A 20,285-nucleotide genomic window follows, 5' to 3' on the forward strand; every position below is an offset into this window, starting at 1 on the left:
ACTTTCCTCCTACTTTATCAAACGATCAAGAATAAAAGGTTGATCATCTTCACTTTTAGCAGCAGATGTTCCCTGCATAGACTTTTCCACACTTGTAAGAGGAGGTGCCTCCAATGACCCTTTACGCCCACAGCCAACGACACCTAAGCCCCCCAAAAGGACAATCATCAACCCTTTTATTATAATTTTCATCTGTCCTCTTTCTTCATCTTGATTTCTTTTTTACCTTTAAAATACAATCACTCAAGCGCTCACAAGACGCTTTTTCCAATATGCGATTTGCCGAAGAACTTCTGAAGAGGCTGTTCCCCCAAAGCTTTTACGACTTTCAACAGATTTTTCAACGGTCAAAACATCAAAAAGTGTCGCATTGATATCAGGACAAATTGCTTGAAGTTCATCTAATGATAAATCCTGAAGGCGACACTGTTTTTTTTCTGCCAATGCCATAGCTTGCCCTGTCATATGATGCGCTTCACGAAAAGGAATTCCTAGTTCGCGAACAAGCCAATCGGCAAAATCCGTCGCTGTTGCATACCCTAAATCCGCTGCTTGTTTCATGGCTTTTTTATTCACTTCCAAATCAGCAATCATCCCTGTCATGGCTGCTAATGATAACTCCAAACTCAAAGCCCCATCAAACACATATTCTTTATCTTCTTGCATATCCTTTGAATAAGCAAGCGGTAATCCTTTCATCACCGTTAACAATCCCATAAGTGCCCCATTCAATCGACCTGTTTTCGCTCGTACTAACTCTGCCGCATCAGGATTTCTCTTTTGGGGCATAATAGATGAACCTGTTGAAAAAGCATCGGATAAATAAATAAAACGAAACTGCTCACTTGACCAAAGAATGATTTCTTCTGCTAAACGCGAAAGATGCATGGCACAAAGAGCACCAGCGCTTAAAAACTCCAATGCAAAATCACGATCAGAAACACTATCAATTGAATTGCGCGTAGGTTCCCGAAAACCTAGCGCTTGTGCTGTCATAAAGCGATCAATCGGAAAACTTGTTCCTGCCAAAGCCGCAGCACCTAAAGGCGACTCATTCATTCGCTCACTAGCATCACGCATCCGCGATAAATCTCGACCAAACATTTCAACATAAGCCATCATATAATGGCCCAATGTTACGGGTTGCGCTAATTGTAAATGTGTAAAACCTGGCATATAGGTCTTGACATGTTGTTCTGCAAGAATAAGCAGTTGCTTTATCAATTGTTTTAAAGCTTGTGCTATTTTCTGCAATGTCTCACGCACCCACAACCGAAAATCAACAGCCACTTGATCATTGCGTGAACGCGCCGTATGCAAACGCCCAGCAACAGGACCAATCAACGCACTCAATCGCGCTTCAATATTCATATGAATATCTTCAAGATTTCGTGAAAAAACAAAGTCTCCCTCTTCAATTTCTTGTAAAATAATTTTTAAACCATGAGAAATTTTTTCATAATCAGACTGTAAAATAATCTTTGTTTGCGCTAACATCGCAGCGTGAGAGAGCGAACCTTCAATATCTTGCCGATAGAGTTTTTGATCAACATCAATTGAGGCGTTAATTTCTTCCATAACTGCAGCAGGTCCTGCGATAAACCGCCCACCCCACATTTGGTTCTTTAACGTCTCATCTGTCATAGTTTAAAAGCACCGATAAAAAGGATAAAAGCCATGATTCCTCAAAGTTTTAATAACTCAAAGAAAAAAAACAAAAAGTGGAAGATTTTCATAACATCCTTTTTTGTTGCCATTATCTTAGTTGGTATCAGTTTATACGCAATAAAAAATCATCATGACAAGAGTGCCTATTTTTCTACTAACTTTATTTCAAAAGAAAATACCGAAAAAATACAAGACAAAAAAATGATGACGCTCCAAAAAGCCGCAACAGGCTTTTTTGCTCACATGCGATTTATTGATACACCCTTAGATATGAACTCTCTCTCTTTTAAGGATATTCAAGGAAAAGACCATACACTCGCGGAATTTAACGGAAAGTCGATACTACTCAATCTATGGGCTATCTGGTGCGTACCCTGCCGCACAGAAATGCCTGAACTGGCACAATTAAAACGCGAACTAGGTGGAAAAAACTTCGATGTCATAGCGATTAATATCGATAAAGCCGCCTCTCCTGAAAAAATTCAACAATTTTTGCAAAATATTCATGCTGATAATTTAATCTACTATCGCGATGAAACCATGAATATCTTCAACGACATGAGAAAACAAGGACTTGCTTTAGGACTCCCCGTCACACTTCTCATTGATAAAAATGGTTATCTCATTGCTTCCTATAATGGGGCAGCACCATGGGCCAATAACGATGCCAAAGCACTTATAAAAGCTGTCATAAAAGAAGCGCAATAACCTAATAACCGCGCCTTTTTAAACGTTGGATTGTCAAATCCAATGCTGACAAAAAAGCAGAACGATCTTTACCACAAAAAGGGCGTGGTCCTCCTGTGACATGCCCTTGCTCTCGCAAATCTTCCATCAAATTGCGCATGACTAAAGCTTGACCAATTGAATTAGCATCAAAAATACGCCCCGTTGGCGAAAGACAAAGCCCCCCAGACCTTACAACCCGTGCTGCTAAAGGGATATCACTGGTAATAACGATACTCGCCTCATGGACATGTTCTACAATCCAATCATCAGCACTATCAAACCCACCAGAAACAACGATTCTTTCAATGAGTTCTTCGTGGGGAACAGAAAGAAAACGGTTCGCGACAATAAATGTCTTAAGCTGATAACGATTCATAACACGATAAATCTCAGCTTTGACAGGGCAGGCATCTGCATCAACCAATAAAGTAATAGCTGGTCTTATTCCTTGCCCCATCTTTTGGTTTTCATACGATCTAAAGGCTTTTGCATTCATCGAGGAGATTGCCCATAATTGCGATAAAACATTATTGCAGCGTTTATTTCACCTCCCAAAATAAAAATTGCGCTTAATATGTAAAGAAAAATAATGGCAACCATAATAGATGCTAACCCTGCATAGGTCGAAATATAGTCAAACATTGTTAAATATTGTGCAAAAGCAAGAGAAGCCATAAACCATACAAACATTGTCACCACGATTCCTGGTAAAATATCTATAAATTTCCGCTGCCCTGCTGGAAGCCATTTATGAACAATCAAAAGACTGATAAACAAAATAACGACTGCAATTGTATAACGCCATAAACGAATGACCCCAATATATTCAGTCATAAAAAAAGGATGATTTTGCATAATTTTAATCAGCAAAGGTGCTAAAATCAATAAAAAGCTCATCACCACAAGACCAAAAGCTCCAAGGATCACAAAAAACAAACTTTGAAAACGACAAAAAAACCAACTCCGTCGATCAGTCACACGGTAAGCTTTATTCAAGGCCGTACGCAAAGCTTCTATTCCATTAGAAGCAAAATAAGCCGTTCCAATGATAGAAAGCGTCAACACACCTCCTTGATGAAGAGTTAAAACATTGACAATTTCCTGAGATAAAGGTTCTGCAATGACATCAGGCAATAACTGCACCAGCGCTTTAATTTTTTGCGGTGTATAAGTAAAAGCCCCAAGAAAACGAGCAAAAAATGTTCCAAAAATAAAAAAAGGAAAAAATGCCAAAAGACCAGATAGTGCAACATGGCTTGCAAAAGCACTTCCACTATCACGCCAATAATGACTTATTGCATCACCAAAAATACGATAGCTATACCAAAAGATATTTTTCAACAAACCTCAATACTTTCTGGTAATATCCTTTTTTCAGTTATCTCACGTTTTATAAAAACCATCGAGACTTAAAAAACAAACCCTTCTTAGTATAAAGGGCAGCAATTCATGTGGTCAAGCCTCCTCCTATCCAAAAACTGAAAAGCCAACAAATTTTACCAACCAAATGTATTCTGTTTGAAGCGTTTCACATGAGAGCCACCCTCCATTAAAGAACGCAAAAGAATAAAATCGTGAAGCAAAGATATTTCCATGAATGTTTTATCACATTTTAACGCTTAAACTAAAAGAAAATAGACAGAAATGAGCTCTACCTTTACGTCTTTTACATTTACATTGTTCTCAGATAGATTTGTTTTCCCGCTTCAAAAGATCAATCAAACAGAGAAAATATTCCCACCCCAAACTGGCATACAAAAGCTAAAAAATAAACACACTGAATTATCTTAATATTTTTCTCAAACATGTTGCTGCATGTGGTTTGAATATTCATTTACAATTGACAGCAATCGTAGAAACTTTATGAAGAAAACCATATCATAAAATGAAAAATGTACCAGCTACCGATTGGAGAATACCCCCCTGCTTTTATAAAACACTTTGCAAAACAACACCCATAATAGACTCAGATTTGCATTGATTTACAGGCACTCATACAAACCTTTCTCCCTGAAAAACCCTTCGCAAATCCCTTAGGTTATATTTGCGAAAATCGAATTGACGAGAATATAATTCTCGGCTCAATAATGTAAAGAGTAATACTATAGAGGAGTTTTATAGATCTTTACCATTAGCAGTACGAAAGATTATTGAACAAAGCCTTTATCTTTCAAAAAAATGCTTTCATTCTTTTTACAGTCGTGATCCATTTAATAAAGAATTGCATCTCCATTGATATGAAATAAATTGAACTTGAAGCACATTTCTTTTCGCTCTCATTTATGCGTATTTTTTAACCAAAACAACGAGGTCCCCTCGTGAGGGTACAAAAACTATTTTATAGCACAGGATGGGAGATAAAGGTAAGCAGGCACCACTTATCGTCGTGCAAACGATTAAGAACAGCGCCGTACCTTTACCATAACGCACAATTTAAAAGAACAGATATCTGAAGGGGCATGATAAGAATAAGTAAAACAACAGCGAAAAATTCAAAAATCTTTTATTTTACATCCCCTCTTTGAGAAACGCTATGACGCCCAAAATCAGGAGCATCAATTTCCTGTCCCGCCGCAATGATATTACGGCGCACAGCACGCGTACGCGTAAAAAAATTAAACAGTGTTTCACCATCACCCAAACGAATTGCCTGTTCTAAAAAAGCAAGCCCTTCACTAAAACGACCCAACATTTCTAAAATAGCCTCTTTATTATGCAAACAAATATCGCGCCACATAACAGGATCAGAAGATGCCAAACGTGTAAAATCACGAAAACCAGAAGCGGAATAAGCAATCACTTCTGAATTTGTTACTTTTTCTAAATCACTCGCTGTCCCAACAATATTATAGGCAATCAAATGCGGCAAATGCGAAACAATTGCCAAAACAAGATCATGATGCTTAGGCTCCATTTTTTCGACACGTGCCCCACAAGCTTCCCAAAATGCTGTCAATCGTGCTACAGCCGTCGCATCACTCTCCGCAAAAGGCGTTAAAATACACCAGCGATTGATAAACAAATCAGCAAAACCAGCATCCGGACCTGAATATTCCGTTCCAGCAATAGGATGCCCCGGAATAAAATGAACCGTTTTGGGCAATAAAGGCGCCATTTCTGTAATAACCAATTCCTTTGTAGAACCAACATCACTCACAATCGCCCCTGGCTTTAAATGATCATGAATGTTTTTCGCCACCTCTGCACTCGCTCCAACAGGAACAGAGATAATAACGAGATCAGCACCTTCAACAGCCTCTGCATTATCCGTTGTATAAAAATCTCCAAGTTCCAATTCACGCGCTCTTTCCAGTGTTTCTTGACGACGCGTTGCAATAGAAATCTGAGCGGAAAGATTTTTCTTCTTTATCACTCTTGCCAAAGAAGATCCAATCAGACCGATTCCAATGAGTGCTATTCTTTCAAATTGAATATGGGACATCTCTTACCTTTAAAGATTTTTTGCAAATGGCAACAAAAACAATTTTAAAAATCATCATTTTCCTGTTTGTTCGTTCAAGAGTTATGCGCAAAATATTAAAAAACGACAACTTGGTAATAAAGAATAACGCAGTTTATCAATCCTCACCTGTACAAACAAACAACAGATCATTTTTACCTAGAAAATGCAAAAAATACATGACAAAAAATGTAACACCAAGCTTCTAAATTCTCACTTCATTGCTTAATCGCATACAACACATTGATCCATAAAGATAATTACAATATTTTATATTGAAAGAAATCCCTTAAATACTGAAGAATTATTTCATTTTAAGCCTTCTTATGTTGTTATGTCTTTTGCACCTCACACAAAGGGATAGCATATAGATAAAAACACTTAAAAGAAGAAATAAAAAGCCTCATGCTCTCTTAATGCCAAAGATTATCGTAACATTAGAGGCTAGAAAAGGATGTAATGAATACCGATTTACACTTTTGTTAAGCGTAGAAGCGGGAATGTTCAATGAATTGTACTTACGAAAAGCTTTACCGTTGTACCATTCATAAGAACCGTCACGAAATAGGTATAACCGCATTGAAAAATGTTTTTAAGAAAGCGCATGAATTTTTAAAACAAATGTATCTTGTAACATTATGCTTTGCATAAAGAACACCCCCATAGAATTCTATGAGAAAGCCTCATATTCATCACATATTCTCATAAAAAATACCGAATGCGTAAAATTTTATTTGACCCCTTATATCACTAACCACTCATGTGATTTACTTCACTAAAGGTTCTATGAACAAGACTTGCTCTAAATATGAGTATGCACTTGAGAAATCACCGTAAAAGGTGATTTTCCTTCAACTTCTACCTGATAATGCAAGAGCTGTAACTGCTGAAAATGCCTTTGTGCTGTACTGAAAATAAAAAATCATTATATTTTAAAATATGTTAAGCTGCTATTTGGCGTCGTGCAATAATTGTGAGTCCTAACAAAGCTTGACGAATGATAGCTTCACCCAAAAGCGGATTTTTACGGCTTTCTAAAACAGCACTCTGAATTCTTTCCATTGCGTAAGAAATCTGTTCTAACTTCCAATATTTTACAGCTTGTTCAACGTTTTTTTTCCGTTGAAAAAAAATAGGAGGACGCGCTTGAGAAACCACCGTAACAGGTGTTTTTCCTTCAACCTCTACCTGATAACGCAAGAGCTGTAACTGCTGAAAATGCCTTTGTGCTGTACTTAAAATAAAAAAAAGCGCCCCCTGCAATGCTGCATGTCGGTTAAAATGCGCTTCAAAGCCTGATATATCGCCCAATAAAAGAGCATCAATAATTTCATCTTGAGAAAGAGCACTTACATCACTTACAATAGCTTTCACATCTTCAAGAGTAATATGAACATTTAAAGCGTAAAGACAAAGCTTCTCTAATTCACCGCGTGATACAAGACGATCTACCCCTAAACTTTCATGCAACCATCTACGTGCATCCAAAGAAAGAGTCTTCTTAAACTGCCCTAAAACCTCATCAATCAAACCGTCAAGAGAACGCATATCATCGGCAAAACAGGGCAGAGCCATTGCATTTGCTGCCGTTTCAATAACATTGCGCAACCCTGTTCCTTTTTTTAAATCCCCTGCCTCAATGAGAATAAAACTTTTTTCTGGTGGTTTCTCAATTAAAAGCTTCAAGGCTGCAAGAAAACCTTTTTGGTTAGCAGCATGAGAAATCCATATCAAACGATCTCCCCCAAAAAGCGAAAAAGTACGCGCTTCATTTTCCAAACATGCGGGATCTTTATCAATGTCAGCAGCATCCAAACGAATTGTCGAAAATGGATCTTCTATTGCGACTTTTGTGAGCTTCGCAAAACGTTGGGCACGTTCACAAATAAGACCACGATCTGGCCCATAAATGAGAACAATAGGAAAAGCACGTGAGAAACGCGTTAGAAACTGATCAACCTCATGTGCTTTTTTCTGAGCCACACTATTAATCCATTAACAGTTCATCATCATCAAGAACTTCCCCGCGCACTTTCTGAAACATACCAATTAAATCATTGACATCCAAGCCCTTACGCTCTTCATGACAGACATCTAAAATCACTTTTCCACCATGCAACATCAATGTGCGATCGCCATAATCAAGAGCCTGACGCATAGAATGGGTTACCATAATAGTCGTTAATTTTTTCTCTTCAACGATTTTTTCAGTCAACCGCATTACAAAATCAGCCATTCTAGGATCAAGTGCTGAGGTATGTTCATCAAGTAATAAAACATCCGCATGAGCTAATGTTGCCATCACAAGACAAACGGCTTGGCGTTGTCCACCGGATAAACTGTCCATAGGATTGTGAATATATGCTTCAAGACCAATGCCTAATTGAGCAATTTTCTCTCGAAAAAATTGCCTTTTTTCATGGTTTAAAGCTGAACGCAAACTACGACGATTTCCCCGAAGAGCAGCAAGAGCCAAATTTTCTTCAATTGTTAAAGAACCACAACTTCCCTTTAACGAATCTTGAAAAACACAAGCAACCCTTCCAGCACGTTCGCTAACGGATTGCCTGGAAACATTTTGTCCATTGATAACCACTTTCCCCGTCGAGGGAAGCGTTGCCCCCGCCAAAACACTAAGCAACGTTGACTTACCCGCACCATTTGAACCGATAACCGTAACAAAGCTACCCTGATCAATTTTGAGGTTAATATCAATTAAAGCCTGTTTTTCCAAAGGCGTTTGCGGTTTAAATGTAACCCCCACATGAAAAAACTCAATCACGTTTACGCCTCCTCCAATAGCGTGGCACAATAAGAGTTAACACAACCAACAGTGAAGTAATCAACTGAAGATCTGTCGACGTATCAATACCAATTCCATTGGCTTCAAATGCAAATTGCACCGCCACACGATAAAGCACAGACCCCACAATACAACTGATTATAATCCAAAAAATATTGCGCGTCCGAAAGAGCGTTTCACCAATAATCACGGCAGCCAACCCGAAAACAATTGTACCAATTCCACCAGTAATATCCGTTGCGATAGCAGTTTGAATATAAAGAGAACCACCAAGTGCAACGCAGGCATTGGAAAGCCCCATACCAAAATAAATCAATGCTGATGTATGAACACCTTGAGCGGTCGCCATGCGTGGATTAGCTCCCATTGCGCGCATAGCAAGACCAATTTCACTTTCCAAAAAGCGCCAGATAAAAAATGCCACAACCAGCAATACAGTACCAACAAAAAGAGGGCGCACAAAGATATCGGACAACCCAAACAGATTATAAAAGGGCGTTAACGCCGTATCAGCAAGCGCTAAATTAACATTAGACCCTCCCATAATTCCCATAATACGAAGGTTAACCGTATAAAGCGCTGACATTGTCAAAATAGAAGCCAAAAGATTCAAAATACCAAAACGCAAATTCAATAGAGCTGTTAATAAACCAGCAGCCATACCAGCACAAAAAGCGCATGCCATAGCTGTCCATGGGTTAAAACCTAAAATAATCAAAACGCCACAGACACAGGACCCAAGAAGAAACGAGCCATCAACTGTTAAATCAGGAAAGTCTAAAACGCGAAATGAGAGATAAACCCCTATAGCAACAAACGCGTAAATAAGGCCTAATTCCACAGCACCAGAAAACGCAAATATATTCATGTAAAGACAATCTCCATGAAAACTTAACGGTTTTTATTGTATCAACACCCTATCAACAAAAGTTATTGAATCACTTTTGTCGCACGATCAATAACCGCCTGCGGAATAACAATCCCTGCTTTTTTGGCTGCTTTCATATCAATTCGAATGTCATTATTAGCCGCCTGCACAACATCAATATCACCAGGCTTTTCACCTTTTAGAATACGCACAACCAACTTCCCAGCATCAACCCCTACATCATAGAAATTCACACCTTGCGTCATAAAAGGACCGCGTCCAATAGAATTAGCATCAACAGTAAACACAGGCACATTTGCTTCCTGCGTGACCTTTACAGCACCCTCTAAAACAGAAAGAACTGTATTATCAGCGGGAATAAAAATGATATCTACCTTACCGATTAAAGCCCGTGTTGCCGCCTGAACATCTGAAGGCTTTGGTGCCGATGAAGGAATGATTTCAATTCCAGCTTTTTTTGCCGCATCCTTTAACACTTTAAGTGTTGAAACAGAATTAGCTTCAGAAGCATTATAAAGATAACCAATTTTTTTCAAATCTGGTTTTACTTCGTGCAAAAGTTTAACACTTTCTGCAACATCTATACGATCAGAACTCCCCGTCATATTACCACCAGGCTTGGTAAGCGAAGAAACGATTTTAGCTCCGATAGGATCAGAAATCGCTGCAAAGACGATAGGAATTGTTTTGGTTGCCGCAAGCATTGTTTGTGCTGAAGGCGTGGTAATCGCCACAATAACATCAGGTTTATCACCAACAAATTTACGTGCAATTTGCGTTGCTGTTGAAATATTGCCCTGCGCTGATAAAAAGGTCAGTTGAAAGTTTTCACCTTGCTTATAACCATTTTCTGCAAGAACATCTTCCACACCTTTACGAACAGTATCCGCAGCAGGATGGACCATAATTTGTGTTAAAGCAACTTTAACGCGTTTAACTTGATCATCCGCTTTTGCAACACTGTTCACCATAAAAACAGCAGCAATGATAACCCCTAATATATTTATTCTCTTCAACATGATACTCTACCCCTCTGCATGCAAAAATTAAAAAAGGAACAGTTTATTACTGAAGAATCTTCTAAAATCAATCTTTATTTCATTTTATCGAAACATAGACAAAATAAATCAAAGTGAAATGATATTTTTTTGTTGCAATTCGCAGAAGCCTACGCCATACAAGCAAAGTATATATCGAATCGGTGAGCGGGTGTAGCTCAGGGGTAGAGCACAACCTTGCCAAGGTTGGGGTCGTGGGTTCGAATCCCATCGCCCGCTCCATTGAATTTTGATTGATTCGTTCTTGTGTGGATGTAGTTTGCGGGGCGGTCTTTGTGGCTTGTCAGCAAGTTTTACACAATTTGACAGCAGGTTTTGCGTCAATGTAGCTTGCCAGCGTGTTTTGTATATTTTGACACTATGTTTTGTACCAATTTATTTTCTTTTAGATGATTTTAAGAGGTTCTCAAAGGGTCTTCAAAGACCTTTCAAAGATTGTTTAAATCCCTTTAATAGATCTTTTTCTCTTCTCCTAAATATCACAATTGGTAATGATGAGTTCCTTTGCCGGAATCGCATTATTTGACAAATTACAGGAATAAATTGTTCTTACCTCTTTTATATGGAATTGACTGAAGGTTTTTCGAATCTCTGGCACATCATTGAGAGAGAGAAGAAACTTCCCCTTTAATTGTGCAAGCAGCATAGACATCGTCTGGTAATCCTCCCGCTTAAACAAGTCCTTGCCATAATAATCCTCAACACCAAAATAAGGTGGATCAAGATAAAACAAGGTATTTGGCCGGTCATAACGCACAATAAAATCAGACCAATCTAAATGTTCAATGATAACTCTCGCTAAACGGCGGTAAATAAGCTTTAATATACCTTCAAGTTTGAAGGGATTAAACCGTGCACACCGGTCTGTCTCAACTCTAAACGTACGCTCTGCTACTTTCCCACTAAAACTTAAACGCTGCAAATATAAAAACCGCAAAGCCCGTTCTAAATCCGTAAGCGTTTCTGGATTTTGTGTCTGTAAGCGTTCAAACGTCTCACGGCTGCTTATTTGAAACGCTAACAGTTCTATAAAAGGGTGATAATGGCGTTGTAACACCCGAAAAAAATTCACCACATCTCCTGAAAAATCATTGATAATTTCAGTTGATGGTATCAGTTTCCGTCTAAAGAATATTCCACCCATACCAACGAAAGGCTCGGCATAAATGCTATGTGGAATATCTTCAATGATTTTGACAATGGTTTTGGCTAATCTTCTTTTGCCCCCAATATAAGCAGCAGCTGGTGAAATAGGTTCAACAGATTTTAATTTTTCCTTATGAAGTATATCCATTATTTTTTAACACTCTTTCATCTATGTTAACCGTCTTCTCATTGCTTTAAGTGATAAGAAGTAGCTGTGATGTTAAGTTAAGTTGCATCGGACGGGGTTGTCGCAAAACTTTCTCCCGTTGCCTGGGTGACCAGCCCAGCCTCTATTTTTGTTCCTTTCCTTGATTTGGTGCCTCAAAGGTAATTTCTGTTGTGTAACCGCTTTGTTTTTCATAGCGGTGGGTGACGGTAGCGGCTTTCCATGACCCATTAATTTCTTTACGGAACCCTTGAAGCAGCAGCGGTTGATCCGCCATGATTTCAGGGCGTCCCGCAAGAGTTAAGGAGCCACTGCCTACAGCACGGCATAAGCGATCCGACTCGGAGGCAGCCGCCGCTTGTGCTTCTTCTTGACTTGGATAACAACTGCGCAGACGACGTACGGGACCAGTAAACCCTGTTTGATGCTTGACTTGGCATTGTTGCCCTTTTGCGCGATCAAAATAAGAAGTTTCGATGGTGCCGTATTGGGTGCGCGGCTCTAGGGTGAATTCCCAGCTGGAACAGTCATGCTTATGGATGTCGAGTGCTGGTAAATTATCCCCGCTTAAAAATAAAAACTTATGGTCTTTGATTAAAAAACGCGCCCGCATGCGGTCCGCAAGGCGGGTTAAAAAGTCAACCGCCGATTGATCGGTGCGCACCACATAAGGCAAGGTTTGTTTGGTAAATTGTGGACTGACCTTTGCTTGATAACCATGGCGTTTGGCAAGGGCCTCAACAATCTCAGCAATGGTTTTGTGGTCAAAATGTTCACTCGCCTGTTCTTTAAGTTCTTTGCGCATCGAGGCACTTTTGCCACAAAGGCGTAAAATCTCTCCATCACTGCCCCCAATACTCACCACCGACTCAACAACAAAACGCCCCATAAAGGCACGGATGCTGTTTTGATAGCCAAAGGTGACATGGAGTGCGCTGTTACTGGAGGGAATCTCTAAATCATTGCCACTATCATCAAACTCCGCTTCAAATGTATCGGCTTCATTGCCCACATGATCGGTAATGGTTGCCGTTAAAAGACGCTGGTAAAAAACCTCATGGACAAGATTCTCCCCCACCCTCACCTCAATAAAAGGATGTGTGCGCATTAATCCCATAGCCTTTTGACCACGCTGTTCTTTTCACATGATAAAAATTCAGGCAGAATGACCTTTAAGCCCCGCGGCAACAGAGCACCATACCCTGCAATACCTGGATTGGCTTGCAAAGTAGCTTCACAATAACCTTTGATCGCTCCAACTTGAGAACGGTCTCCTAATACAGCCATAGCATGTTGAAAGCAGATTAGATCAAGACTCATATCCTCTAGCTCTACCACGAGATGCTTTTCTGGTATCTTCATGGCGTTTCTCCTCCTTGGGAATATTGATCATATCCCTCTTGGTATTGTCCTTGCGGTTTTCCACCATCGAAAAACGGTAACAAGCTAATGGCATAGCGAATACGCCCCGATTGACCAGAGCGACTGATGTAATCATGGTCTTTCGTGACACTGGTGATCACTACAGATCCATGGAGAATGGCACTATAGCCGTTGTCACTCATCCAACGAATCATCTGAACGGGCTTGGCTGCACGAATGGTTCTGGTGATGGCATCTATCGCTACCCGGTCCCCAAACTCTTCTGGAAACAACACCCCGTGGATGGTTTTGGGATCATTGCCATAGCCGGTAAATTGCAAACCAGGAGCCTCACCAAAACGCTCTAAGCAAACCCAGGAGGCAGAGAACTCTTCCTCAAACGATTGGAAATTAAGCCAGTCTACATAAAAGAGATGTGGACCTAACATCAGCAAAGGATCTCTCATAGACGCCCTCCCATTGATTGTATCCCTTCCAGCACGTCATTTCTTTCGAAACGTATCATTGCATCTCTCCTACCATTGCGCCATCCTAGCACTTCATCCCTCCCCTCATTGTGTTCTTTCCAGCACGTCGTCTCTTCCCTTATTCTGTCGTCCTTATCATTCTGTGCCACCATGCAGCGCATTGGCGCGTGCCCGTTGCAAAGCATGAGCAACCGCACGACCGGTGGCCATGGGGTCACGCGCCCCATTAACATGCACTGTGACATTTTGATTGTGGGTGATGGGGGAACGGTCTTTGTCTCTTGGTTCTCTGGCAGATGAATTTACAGGAGAAGCCCCCGCAAATTGTACTATGGGTTGGATGGACGTTTTGCCTCCTAAAAAACTTGGCAAAAAATCTCTTACATCAATCGACCCAATCCACCCCTTTATGCGGTGAGGTAAAGATTTACAATAATCCATCAATTGTGAGATGGACGACATAAAACCATCAACAATCCAACTCGCTAAATCTTCACCGGCTTGTTCCATACCAACCTTGGCACTCTCTGTGAGCTTTTCGCGGACAAAAAAGCTTCCCAACCATTGCCAAAAGTTGGAAAAGCTTTGTTTAACACCCTCCCACAAACCAGCAAAGCTTTGAGAAACAGAGGAAAGTCCTTGTTTAAACTTTTGCCAATGGGAAGAGAGATCAAAAGCAGCAGCAATGATATTTTTCCATTTGGTGATGGTTGCCGTATCGGCACCAAAAAAACGCATAACGGCTTCAAAGGCTTGGCCCCAAGCCCGTGTTATCCCCCGTGCAAAACCTTTGACAAAAGAAGAAAAACGATCCCAATATTTCCACAAAGCAAAACCAGCAGCAAGGATGACAGCCACAACAGCAGCAATGAGAGCCCCTATTGGGGTAAAAATCCCCCCCACAACAGAGGCAATAGCTGCCCCAACCACTTCGATGACTGTCCCAATAAAGCCAAAAGAGGCAGAAAATGCCGCACCTGAAACGGCTATCCCCCGTAAAGCCCCCACAAGTAAAGTCATGGGGCGAAGAAGACGCAGCGCACTCCCACCAAGCCCTGCTGCCATTAAACCCAATGAGCGCCCTGAAGCGACTAATCCGCGCCAACTTGCCTTCAGCGTGCGGCTCACAACCCTCATCTTGATAAAAGAGCCCATCAATTGAAGAAGCCCAAGGCGGGTTCCCGCCATGGTAAAACGTACAACCCGCAAAGCAATATTAAAAGCCATCAGGGCGGCAATGGTTTTGATGATCACACCGGTTAAAACAGGGTGTTCATTAGCCCACGCCATCAAACCATTGACAAATCCCCCAACACTTTCCATGAGACTGTTGAGAGGAGGCAGGAGCACTTCACCAATGGTGATCCCTAAAGCCACAATACGGTTTTGCAACAGTTCAAATTGCCGCATGGCACCGGTTGCTTGTTTATCGGCTTCTTGTTCTACAGAGCCTTTAAAGACTTGTGGATCTTTCACATAATCTAAAGCTTGCCCTAACAATTGGGGGTTCCCCACCAATTTGGCAAAATCACCGGTAAACTCCCGCCCTGCAATGGCAATCAGAGAGCGCATCCCTTGTTCAGATTTGCCCAACACATTAAAAAAGCGCACCAAGGTACCGGTGGCATCTTTCTCCAAATCTTCCATGAATTTCTGGCGTGAGAGCCCAATATTGCTAAAGGCATCTTCAATATGTTTGCCTCCTGCTTGAATGCGCGCACTCATCGTATTAAAACCACGCGCCGCACTCTCTGGAACAATCCCAGCAGAAATCATCGCTGTACCAAATGCCGCGGTTTCGCGCGCTGTCAACTTAAACATAGTGGCTGCACCGGTGGCACGATTGGTAAAATCAGACACCTCACTGGCCTTTGCTGCCATGTGGTTAGAGAGATGGTTGATGGCATCCCCTAGATCTTCAATACCTTCCTGATTAAGCTTAAAGACATTGCGCAATTTGGCAAAGCGTTCCCCAATCTGATCCCCTGTCATATCAAAAGCAACAGCCGCTTTGGCCGCATAAATGCTAAAAGCCTCGAGATCTTGTTCACCAATGCCTGCTTGGCTAGCACTGGTCATCAATTCTAAGACTTCACGGGCAGCCAAAGGGATCTTTGTAGAGGTTTCCAAAGCAAAACGGCGCAATTCTTTTAAACGATCAAGGGGAGCATCCAGAACCTTTTCCAAGCCCTTCATTGATTGATCAAATTGCATGGCTTTATAAAGAGGGGCAATCAAGGTTGCGGTTTGCGCAATCGCCCCCACCATGCGCCCACGCGCATGGATAAAAGCATTTTCTGCATGGGCTGTGGCTTCCTTAAGATGCTCAGGGTCAAACCACCCTTTAAAATGTTTTCGTGTCTGGTTTTGGAAATGCGCAACATCTAAACTAAAGGCTCTTAAGTCTCGCTTGGCAGAAGCGATCCCCTCTTGCAGATGATTAACAAAACGCACAACAAGGGAAACATCCATGATTGCATCTTATCCTAACATTTGGCTTTCATATTCTTGTTGTTTAAGGCGCGCGAGTTCTTCTCGATAAGCAATCACATCAAGCCAATCCATCTGGTTAATCTCTGAAGGCGCCCAGTGATAATAAAGGGCTAGTTCTGCTCCAAATTGTCTGGCAGAGAGGATTGGCGTGTGGGAAAAAAAGCAAAAAATGCCTTCAACACTGCCATAATATCGATAACATCAAGACGATTAATGAGTTCAACAGATTCATGAGACATATCGGCTAAAAGCACGGCTATTCCTTCCATCGCCTCATGGGTAAGCAATGCCTCACAAACTTTAAGAATGAGCACATCATTGCTCAATGTTGTTTTATCCTCTTCTAAGCCAAGCAGAACAAGCTTTGCCAACTGCGGTCCAATCAACACGGCTAATTGGCGTGCTTGCTTGAAGTTTGGGCGATAAAAGGTCAATTTGTGCCGTGTCAATTCTTTGCCATCACTCTCCTTATAAACAAGGGGAACTTGGAGCTCTACATCAAGGCTGGTTTGTAAACTTGTCATGATCAATTCCTATAAATTGAGAATAGAGCGGCGCCGTTCACCAATCTCTTGTCCATTGCGCACAAGCCAACCGCCCCGTTTAAAAGAAAAGCGGTGTAAAACAGAACCATCCCAAAATTCCGTATAGTCCCAAATATTTTTGATCTCGCAATCATAGCCTGTGGCTTTTCCTGCCGTTAAGCCTTCGCTATCCACCTTGACCAACCGCCCTGTCACATCAATGGAATGTTCATGCTCGCGTCCATCTTCTTCAGACACCACATGTTTTTTGCCGGTAAATTTATGACGAAGACCAGGAGGACCACCAAAGATACCAATCACTTCAGGGGTGTGGCTGCGGATTTTCATTTGCAAATTTAATGCTTTGACACCAAGACCGCTCACATCAATTTGCATATCAGAGCCCCCTGGTTGATAGGTTTCTGTGATTTCTTCTAACGTAGGCAATTTGAGGGTTTCAAGATCAAGATGGAGATTGACATCATCATCAACAATCAGGGTAAAACCACGAACAATTCTTAAAGTCATATGTCACTCCTTGCTGCTTTGCGATACCCCTCTAGCGTATCACCAAAAGCATATGTCATTTTCTTTTGGATATCTTGCGCCAGCCGATTAAAGTAAGCACCATTGCGCCGGCTGCCAAAGCTTAAATCTTCGAGAGGGGGCACTTCTTCTGCATCAAATTCCACCCGCAATTTGCCAAGTTGTAAATTGCTGTTTGAATTTAAATCCCGATCAAACCAAACCCGCCCACCAAGCAGTGCACCGCGTGCAATCATATCATCAAGAAAGCTGGTCAAAGAGCGGGTAATGGCAATAACATGTTGACCGGTGAGATTCTCATCATTAGCCCAAGGGCGTAAATTGTTCATGATGGTTTTTTCCAGTGCCGCACGGGTGCGCACCACATTGACAAAACGCCAAAGCGGATCACTGGAGGTGGTATGATTGCCCCATAAAATGCGCCCATTGGAAGCTACTTCTCCCTGCCCATTTTGACTAAGGCGCGCGGGAATAAAGGTCGCAATATCGGCTTTATTGAGACGGTTTGCCTCATGATCAATTTCCCCATCAAAATAGCTAATGGGGCGTGCTGTCCCTAAAATACCATGCACATCTTGATTGGAGGGAGACCAGAAAACACCGCCCCTTTGCTTGTCACGTTTGATAAACATGGCGGCGGCAAAAGGACTTGCGGGTTTTATACTCACACCTCCCTCACGATTTGCCACCCGTACAAAGGGATCAATCAGATAACAAAAGCGTGAGGAAAAATCTGCACGATAGGCAAGGCTTTCTTGCGTATTTTTACCCCCCGTATCAAACACAGCAATGGCTTGTAGCTTTTCTGCCACCTGTTCCAAAGCATCTGCCACAGGGTTTTTGCCATTATCAAGGCGCCCTGCACTATAAGCTGGTGCAAGTAAAATTCCAGGTTCCACCCCCAAATGCCCCCGCGCATGAGCCAAGGCATGCACACCGGTCAAGTGAGTATTTGATCCCACCATTTCAGCTTGTGTCTCAGCAATGGTTGACTTTTCTTCCACCCGCACAAGGATCACTTGTGCCTCAATCCCTTGCGCGCGCACGGCATTGATAACATCAAGAGCTGTGCCCCGTGTCCCAAGCTTTTGGATTTTGTCTGTCTCATGGGTGAAGACCAACACGGGCTCGTTAAGGGGAAAAACTTGGTTGTCAGCATCAGGGGCTGTAACAACCGCCCCAAGGGCGGTTTGGCTAAACATCTCTAAGGGCCGAGAAGCTTGACCATCCTCAATGAGGCGGATACCATGATTAAATTCTATTGCCATTTTGCTCTCCAAATCAATGGAGAGACCATAACAACAAGAGCTCCCTTTCATAAGTCTGACACTGTCAGTCAAAAAAGCCCTTTAAAAGGGCTTTGAAAGAGATTTTAAAAACATATCAAGCATCATTACACTATTGTTTGAGTGTCTAAGCTTCTTCACCTTTTTCTTGTGATTTATGCCTAGGCTCTGCCATTGTGTCTTTATCCACCACGGGAGGAGAGAACACTCCGTCTTTGTAAGTCCAGCCGATTTGTGCTTCACTTGAGCGGATAGCTTCACCATCAAAGGCATGGACATAATTCTCAGATGCGACAATAATATTCGTTACTACACCATTTTCAACAACTGCATATTTCATGAAAAACTCCTATATAAAAAATCTCAACAATATTGCGCCATTTCCACCGTCACCACTGTTGTAATTTGCTGCATCCTTTCCAGGAAAATAACCGCCACCACCACCACCTGCATCAGCTTGGTTATGGCCACCTTTACCACCTTTACCACCTTTGTCACTTTCACCACCACAGCCACCATTACCATTATTAGATCCCCCGCCGCCGCCTCCACCTCCAAAAAGAGAACTTCCACCCGAGTAGCTTCCGCCATCTCCACCATCACCGCCAGAAAAAATAAAGTTTTTAATGCTTGTGTAACCTCCTCTTCCTCCTTTTCCTACTGTTTCGGTAACTCCACTACCATTAGAGCCTATACTCCCACCATTGGCGATGAGAACCCCTTCAATAATCGTGGCACCACCATTACCATTTTTACCACCACCACCAATTTGAATATTTTTTGCTTTTCTAAGCTGAGATCCTTTGATTTTAACGCGTACACATTGCCCTCCACCGCCTCCACCTCCACCATAATAGGTGTATGTGATACGACCGTTATAAGTAGTTTTTAACCGGACTCCAGTCCCTCCACTGCCTCCACCTCCCCATGCCCATATTTCTACCTCTGTGTCATCAGTGACATCTGCGGGAAATGGAAGTGTACCACTTTCTGTAATGAGAATTTCAACCGGTTTTTTGACTAATGAAGCTATTAATTTATCTATTTCTGATTTCGTATAAACAACATCACCATCCACTTTAAGCGGTCCTTTCAACGTGCTTCCCGTTGTGCTTAAACTTGTCACCGTTTCACCATTATGAATAAGGCTAAACGGCGAATTATCCAAAAGTTCTAAGCCACCACTCATGGTGACTTTGCTGGTAAATTTATTGTAATTTTTCCATTCATTTGGGCTTGTGAGGCGCCCATAACTTGTTAGATCTTGATTAATCTTAGCTCTAAAATCATCAAGCCCCACGATATCTTCGGTTTTATGCTGGTGCGCGCCTAACAGGGAGACAGCACTACCAAAGGTAAAATTGTTGTTGCTTGATTTATAGAGAACATAATTATTTGCTGCATCTTTTGCCCCCTCGATATCGCTTAAATCAGCAAATGAGAAAGTTTTATCGGCTGCCATCTTGCCATTGAGAGTGCTTTCTAGATCTGTGATTTCACTTATGGTATGCGTGTGTTGTAAAGGCGCTTTTTCGTCTATTTTTTCCTCAACAGCCACAAGCGCTTGATCAAGTTTATTGAGGTTTTCACGCAAAATAGGGAATTCAGAACTGATAAAACGCCCTTCTTGTGGCAATTCCATGTCGAGTTTTTTGGTTTTTGTCATC

21 protein-coding genes and 1 tRNA gene are annotated in these 20,285 nt (G+C 41.6%); 3 read left to right on the top strand and 19 right to left on the bottom strand.

Features of this window, described 5'->3' with window-relative positions:
- Nucleotides 1-9: 9 nt before the first annotated feature.
- Nucleotides 10-192 (bottom strand): LPS translocon maturation chaperone LptM, encoded by a 183-nt coding sequence (gene lptM / locus BTR_RS11390; RefSeq protein ID WP_012232578.1) that lies wholly within the window; start codon nt 190-192, stop codon nt 10-12.
- A 51-nt stretch (nt 193-243) separates the two neighbouring features.
- On the bottom strand, nt 244-1,644 hold the full coding sequence (argH, locus tag BTR_RS11395; RefSeq protein ID WP_012232579.1) for an argininosuccinate lyase: 1,401 nt from the start codon (nt 1,642-1,644) through the stop codon (nt 244-246).
- A 33-nt stretch (nt 1,645-1,677) separates the two neighbouring features.
- On the opposite strand from argH, the gene BTR_RS11400 reads away from it, so the two are divergent.
- Nucleotides 1,678-2,376, top strand: coding sequence for a TlpA family protein disulfide reductase (locus tag BTR_RS11400; RefSeq protein ID WP_012232580.1), 699 nt, complete (start codon nt 1,678-1,680; stop codon nt 2,374-2,376).
- Nucleotide 2,377: 1 nt separating this feature from the next.
- Here BTR_RS11400 and BTR_RS11405 read toward each other — a convergent pair whose 3' ends face one another.
- The 3 genes from BTR_RS11405 to BTR_RS11415 all read right to left on the bottom strand — a co-directional run bounded on the left by BTR_RS11405 (nt 2,378) and on the right by BTR_RS11415 (nt 5,839).
- Entirely contained in the window at nt 2,378-2,854 is a 477-nt protein-coding gene (locus tag BTR_RS11405; protein ID WP_038474778.1) for a YaiI/YqxD family protein, read from the bottom strand.
- Nucleotides 2,855-2,889: 35 nt separating this feature from the next.
- Entirely contained in the window at nt 2,890-3,741 is an 852-nt protein-coding gene (locus BTR_RS11410; RefSeq protein WP_012232582.1) for a YihY/virulence factor BrkB family protein, read from the bottom strand.
- A gap of 1,159 nt (nt 3,742-4,900) precedes the next feature.
- Nucleotides 4,901-5,839 carry a prephenate/arogenate dehydrogenase family protein gene (locus tag BTR_RS11415; RefSeq protein ID WP_012232583.1) on the bottom strand — a complete coding sequence of 313 codons (939 nt, stop codon included), beginning with the start codon at nt 5,837-5,839 and terminating at the stop codon, nt 4,901-4,903.
- A 525-nt stretch (nt 5,840-6,364) separates the two neighbouring features.
- On the opposite strand from BTR_RS11415, the gene BTR_RS13050 reads away from it, so the two are divergent.
- Nucleotides 6,365-6,508, top strand: coding sequence for a hypothetical protein (locus tag BTR_RS13050; protein ID WP_158305319.1), 144 nt, complete (start codon nt 6,365-6,367; stop codon nt 6,506-6,508).
- Between the two features lie 291 nt (nt 6,509-6,799).
- On the opposite strand, the gene holA is transcribed toward BTR_RS13050, so the two are convergent.
- The 4 genes from holA to BTR_RS11435 all read right to left on the bottom strand — a co-directional run bounded on the left by holA (nt 6,800) and on the right by BTR_RS11435 (nt 10,568).
- Entirely contained in the window at nt 6,800-7,840 is a 1,041-nt protein-coding gene (gene holA / locus BTR_RS11420) for a DNA polymerase III subunit delta (RefSeq protein WP_012232584.1), read from the bottom strand.
- A gap of 4 nt (nt 7,841-7,844) precedes the next feature.
- Nucleotides 7,845-8,639, bottom strand: a complete 795-nt coding sequence (locus BTR_RS11425; RefSeq protein WP_012232585.1) for an ABC transporter ATP-binding protein — start codon at nt 8,637-8,639, stop codon at nt 7,845-7,847.
- Nucleotides 8,632-9,528, bottom strand: coding sequence for an ABC transporter permease (locus BTR_RS11430; protein ID WP_012232586.1), 897 nt, complete (start codon nt 9,526-9,528; stop codon nt 8,632-8,634). The genes BTR_RS11425 and BTR_RS11430 overlap by 8 nt, the downstream gene beginning before the upstream one ends.
- 62 nt (nt 9,529-9,590) lie before the next feature.
- The gene (locus BTR_RS11435; protein ID WP_012232587.1) at nt 9,591-10,568 is read right to left on the bottom strand and encodes an ABC transporter substrate-binding protein; all 978 of its coding nucleotides are present in this window, start codon (nt 10,566-10,568) and stop codon (nt 9,591-9,593) included.
- Between the two features lie 186 nt (nt 10,569-10,754).
- Here BTR_RS11435 and BTR_RS11440 point away from each other — a divergent pair.
- A tRNA-Gly gene (locus BTR_RS11440) sits at nt 10,755-10,829 on the top strand.
- A gap of 250 nt (nt 10,830-11,079) precedes the next feature.
- Here the strand turns inward: BTR_RS11440 and BTR_RS11445 are convergent.
- The 10 genes from BTR_RS11445 to BTR_RS11490 all read right to left on the bottom strand — a co-directional run bounded on the left by BTR_RS11445 (nt 11,080) and on the right by BTR_RS11490 (nt 20,284).
- Nucleotides 11,080-11,901, bottom strand: a complete 822-nt coding sequence (locus tag BTR_RS11445; protein ID WP_012231790.1) for a DNA adenine methylase — start codon at nt 11,899-11,901, stop codon at nt 11,080-11,082.
- Nucleotides 11,902-12,043: 142 nt separating this feature from the next.
- Complete coding sequence (locus BTR_RS11450; RefSeq protein ID WP_012231791.1) at nt 12,044-13,027, bottom strand: phage late control D family protein; 984 nt, start codon at nt 13,025-13,027, stop codon at nt 12,044-12,046.
- The gene (locus tag BTR_RS11455) at nt 13,027-13,281 is read right to left on the bottom strand and encodes a tail protein X (RefSeq protein WP_012231792.1); all 255 of its coding nucleotides are present in this window, start codon (nt 13,279-13,281) and stop codon (nt 13,027-13,029) included. Before BTR_RS11455 ends, BTR_RS11450 begins: the two co-directional genes overlap by 1 nt.
- Complete coding sequence (locus BTR_RS11460; RefSeq protein ID WP_012231793.1) at nt 13,278-13,748, bottom strand: phage tail protein; 471 nt, start codon at nt 13,746-13,748, stop codon at nt 13,278-13,280. The genes BTR_RS11455 and BTR_RS11460 overlap by 4 nt, the downstream gene beginning before the upstream one ends.
- A 156-nt stretch (nt 13,749-13,904) precedes the next feature.
- A complete protein-coding gene (locus BTR_RS11465) occupies nt 13,905-16,241 on the bottom strand; it encodes a phage tail tape measure protein (protein WP_012232189.1) in 2,337 nt (778 codons plus the stop codon).
- Between the two features lie 131 nt (nt 16,242-16,372).
- A complete protein-coding gene (locus BTR_RS11470) occupies nt 16,373-16,786 on the bottom strand; it encodes a hypothetical protein (protein WP_012231795.1) in 414 nt (137 codons plus the stop codon).
- 9 nt (nt 16,787-16,795) lie between these two features.
- Nucleotides 16,796-17,314 carry a phage major tail tube protein gene (locus tag BTR_RS11475; protein WP_012231796.1) on the bottom strand — a complete coding sequence of 173 codons (519 nt, stop codon included), beginning with the start codon at nt 17,312-17,314 and terminating at the stop codon, nt 16,796-16,798.
- Nucleotides 17,311-18,600, bottom strand: coding sequence for a phage tail sheath C-terminal domain-containing protein (locus tag BTR_RS11480; protein WP_012231797.1), 1,290 nt, complete (start codon nt 18,598-18,600; stop codon nt 17,311-17,313). Before BTR_RS11480 ends, BTR_RS11475 begins: the two co-directional genes overlap by 4 nt.
- A 145-nt stretch (nt 18,601-18,745) precedes the next feature.
- The gene (locus BTR_RS11485) at nt 18,746-18,958 is read right to left on the bottom strand and encodes a hypothetical protein (protein WP_012231798.1); all 213 of its coding nucleotides are present in this window, start codon (nt 18,956-18,958) and stop codon (nt 18,746-18,748) included.
- 9 nt (nt 18,959-18,967) lie between these two features.
- Nucleotides 18,968-20,284 carry a Bgr_08870 family protein gene (locus BTR_RS11490; RefSeq protein ID WP_012231799.1) on the bottom strand — a complete coding sequence of 439 codons (1,317 nt, stop codon included), beginning with the start codon at nt 20,282-20,284 and terminating at the stop codon, nt 18,968-18,970.
- Between the last annotated feature and the right edge of the window lies 1 nt (nt 20,285).

It is taken from the genome of Bartonella tribocorum CIP 105476, assembly GCF_000196435.1.
GTDB classification, from domain to species: Bacteria; Pseudomonadota; Alphaproteobacteria; order Rhizobiales; family Rhizobiaceae; genus Bartonella; species Bartonella tribocorum.

Bases quoted from the DNA above. Each gene is read 5' to 3' on its own strand.
- BTR_RS11450 (WP_012231791.1), bottom strand. From the start codon at position 13,027: ATGCGCACACATCCTTTTATTGAGGTGAGGGTGGGGGAGAATCTTGTC.
- lptM (WP_012232578.1), bottom strand. From the start codon at position 192: ATGAAAATTATAATAAAAGGGTTGATGATTGTCCTTTTGGGGGGCTTA.
- BTR_RS11485 (WP_012231798.1), bottom strand. From the start codon at position 18,958: ATGAAATATGCAGTTGTTGAAAATGGTGTAGTAACGAATATTATTGTC.
- BTR_RS11445 (WP_012231790.1), bottom strand. From the start codon at position 11,901: ATGGATATACTTCATAAGGAAAAATTAAAATCTGTTGAACCTATTTCA.
- argH (WP_012232579.1), bottom strand. From the start codon at position 1,644: ATGACAGATGAGACGTTAAAGAACCAAATGTGGGGTGGGCGGTTTATC.
- BTR_RS11465 (WP_012232189.1), bottom strand. From the start codon at position 16,241: ATGGATGTTTCCCTTGTTGTGCGTTTTGTTAATCATCTGCAAGAGGGG.
- BTR_RS11405 (WP_038474778.1), bottom strand. From the start codon at position 2,854: ATGGGGCAAGGAATAAGACCAGCTATTACTTTATTGGTTGATGCAGAT.
- BTR_RS13050 (WP_158305319.1), top strand. From the start codon at position 6,365: ATGAATTGTACTTACGAAAAGCTTTACCGTTGTACCATTCATAAGAAC.
- BTR_RS11480 (WP_012231797.1), bottom strand. From the start codon at position 18,600: ATGGCAATAGAATTTAATCATGGTATCCGCCTCATTGAGGATGGTCAA.
- BTR_RS11455 (WP_012231792.1), bottom strand. From the start codon at position 13,281: ATGAAGATACCAGAAAAGCATCTCGTGGTAGAGCTAGAGGATATGAGT.
- BTR_RS11460 (WP_012231793.1), bottom strand. From the start codon at position 13,748: ATGAGAGATCCTTTGCTGATGTTAGGTCCACATCTCTTTTATGTAGAC.
- BTR_RS11475 (WP_012231796.1), bottom strand. From the start codon at position 17,314: ATGACTTTAAGAATTGTTCGTGGTTTTACCCTGATTGTTGATGATGAT.
- BTR_RS11470 (WP_012231795.1), bottom strand. From the start codon at position 16,786: ATGACAAGTTTACAAACCAGCCTTGATGTAGAGCTCCAAGTTCCCCTT.
- BTR_RS11430 (WP_012232586.1), bottom strand. From the start codon at position 9,528: ATGAATATATTTGCGTTTTCTGGTGCTGTGGAATTAGGCCTTATTTAC.
- BTR_RS11435 (WP_012232587.1), bottom strand. From the start codon at position 10,568: ATGTTGAAGAGAATAAATATATTAGGGGTTATCATTGCTGCTGTTTTT.
- BTR_RS11400 (WP_012232580.1), top strand. From the start codon at position 1,678: ATGATTCCTCAAAGTTTTAATAACTCAAAGAAAAAAAACAAAAAGTGG.
- BTR_RS11415 (WP_012232583.1), bottom strand. From the start codon at position 5,839: ATGTCCCATATTCAATTTGAAAGAATAGCACTCATTGGAATCGGTCTG.
- BTR_RS11490 (WP_012231799.1), bottom strand. From the start codon at position 20,284: ATGACAAAAACCAAAAAACTCGACATGGAATTGCCACAAGAAGGGCGT.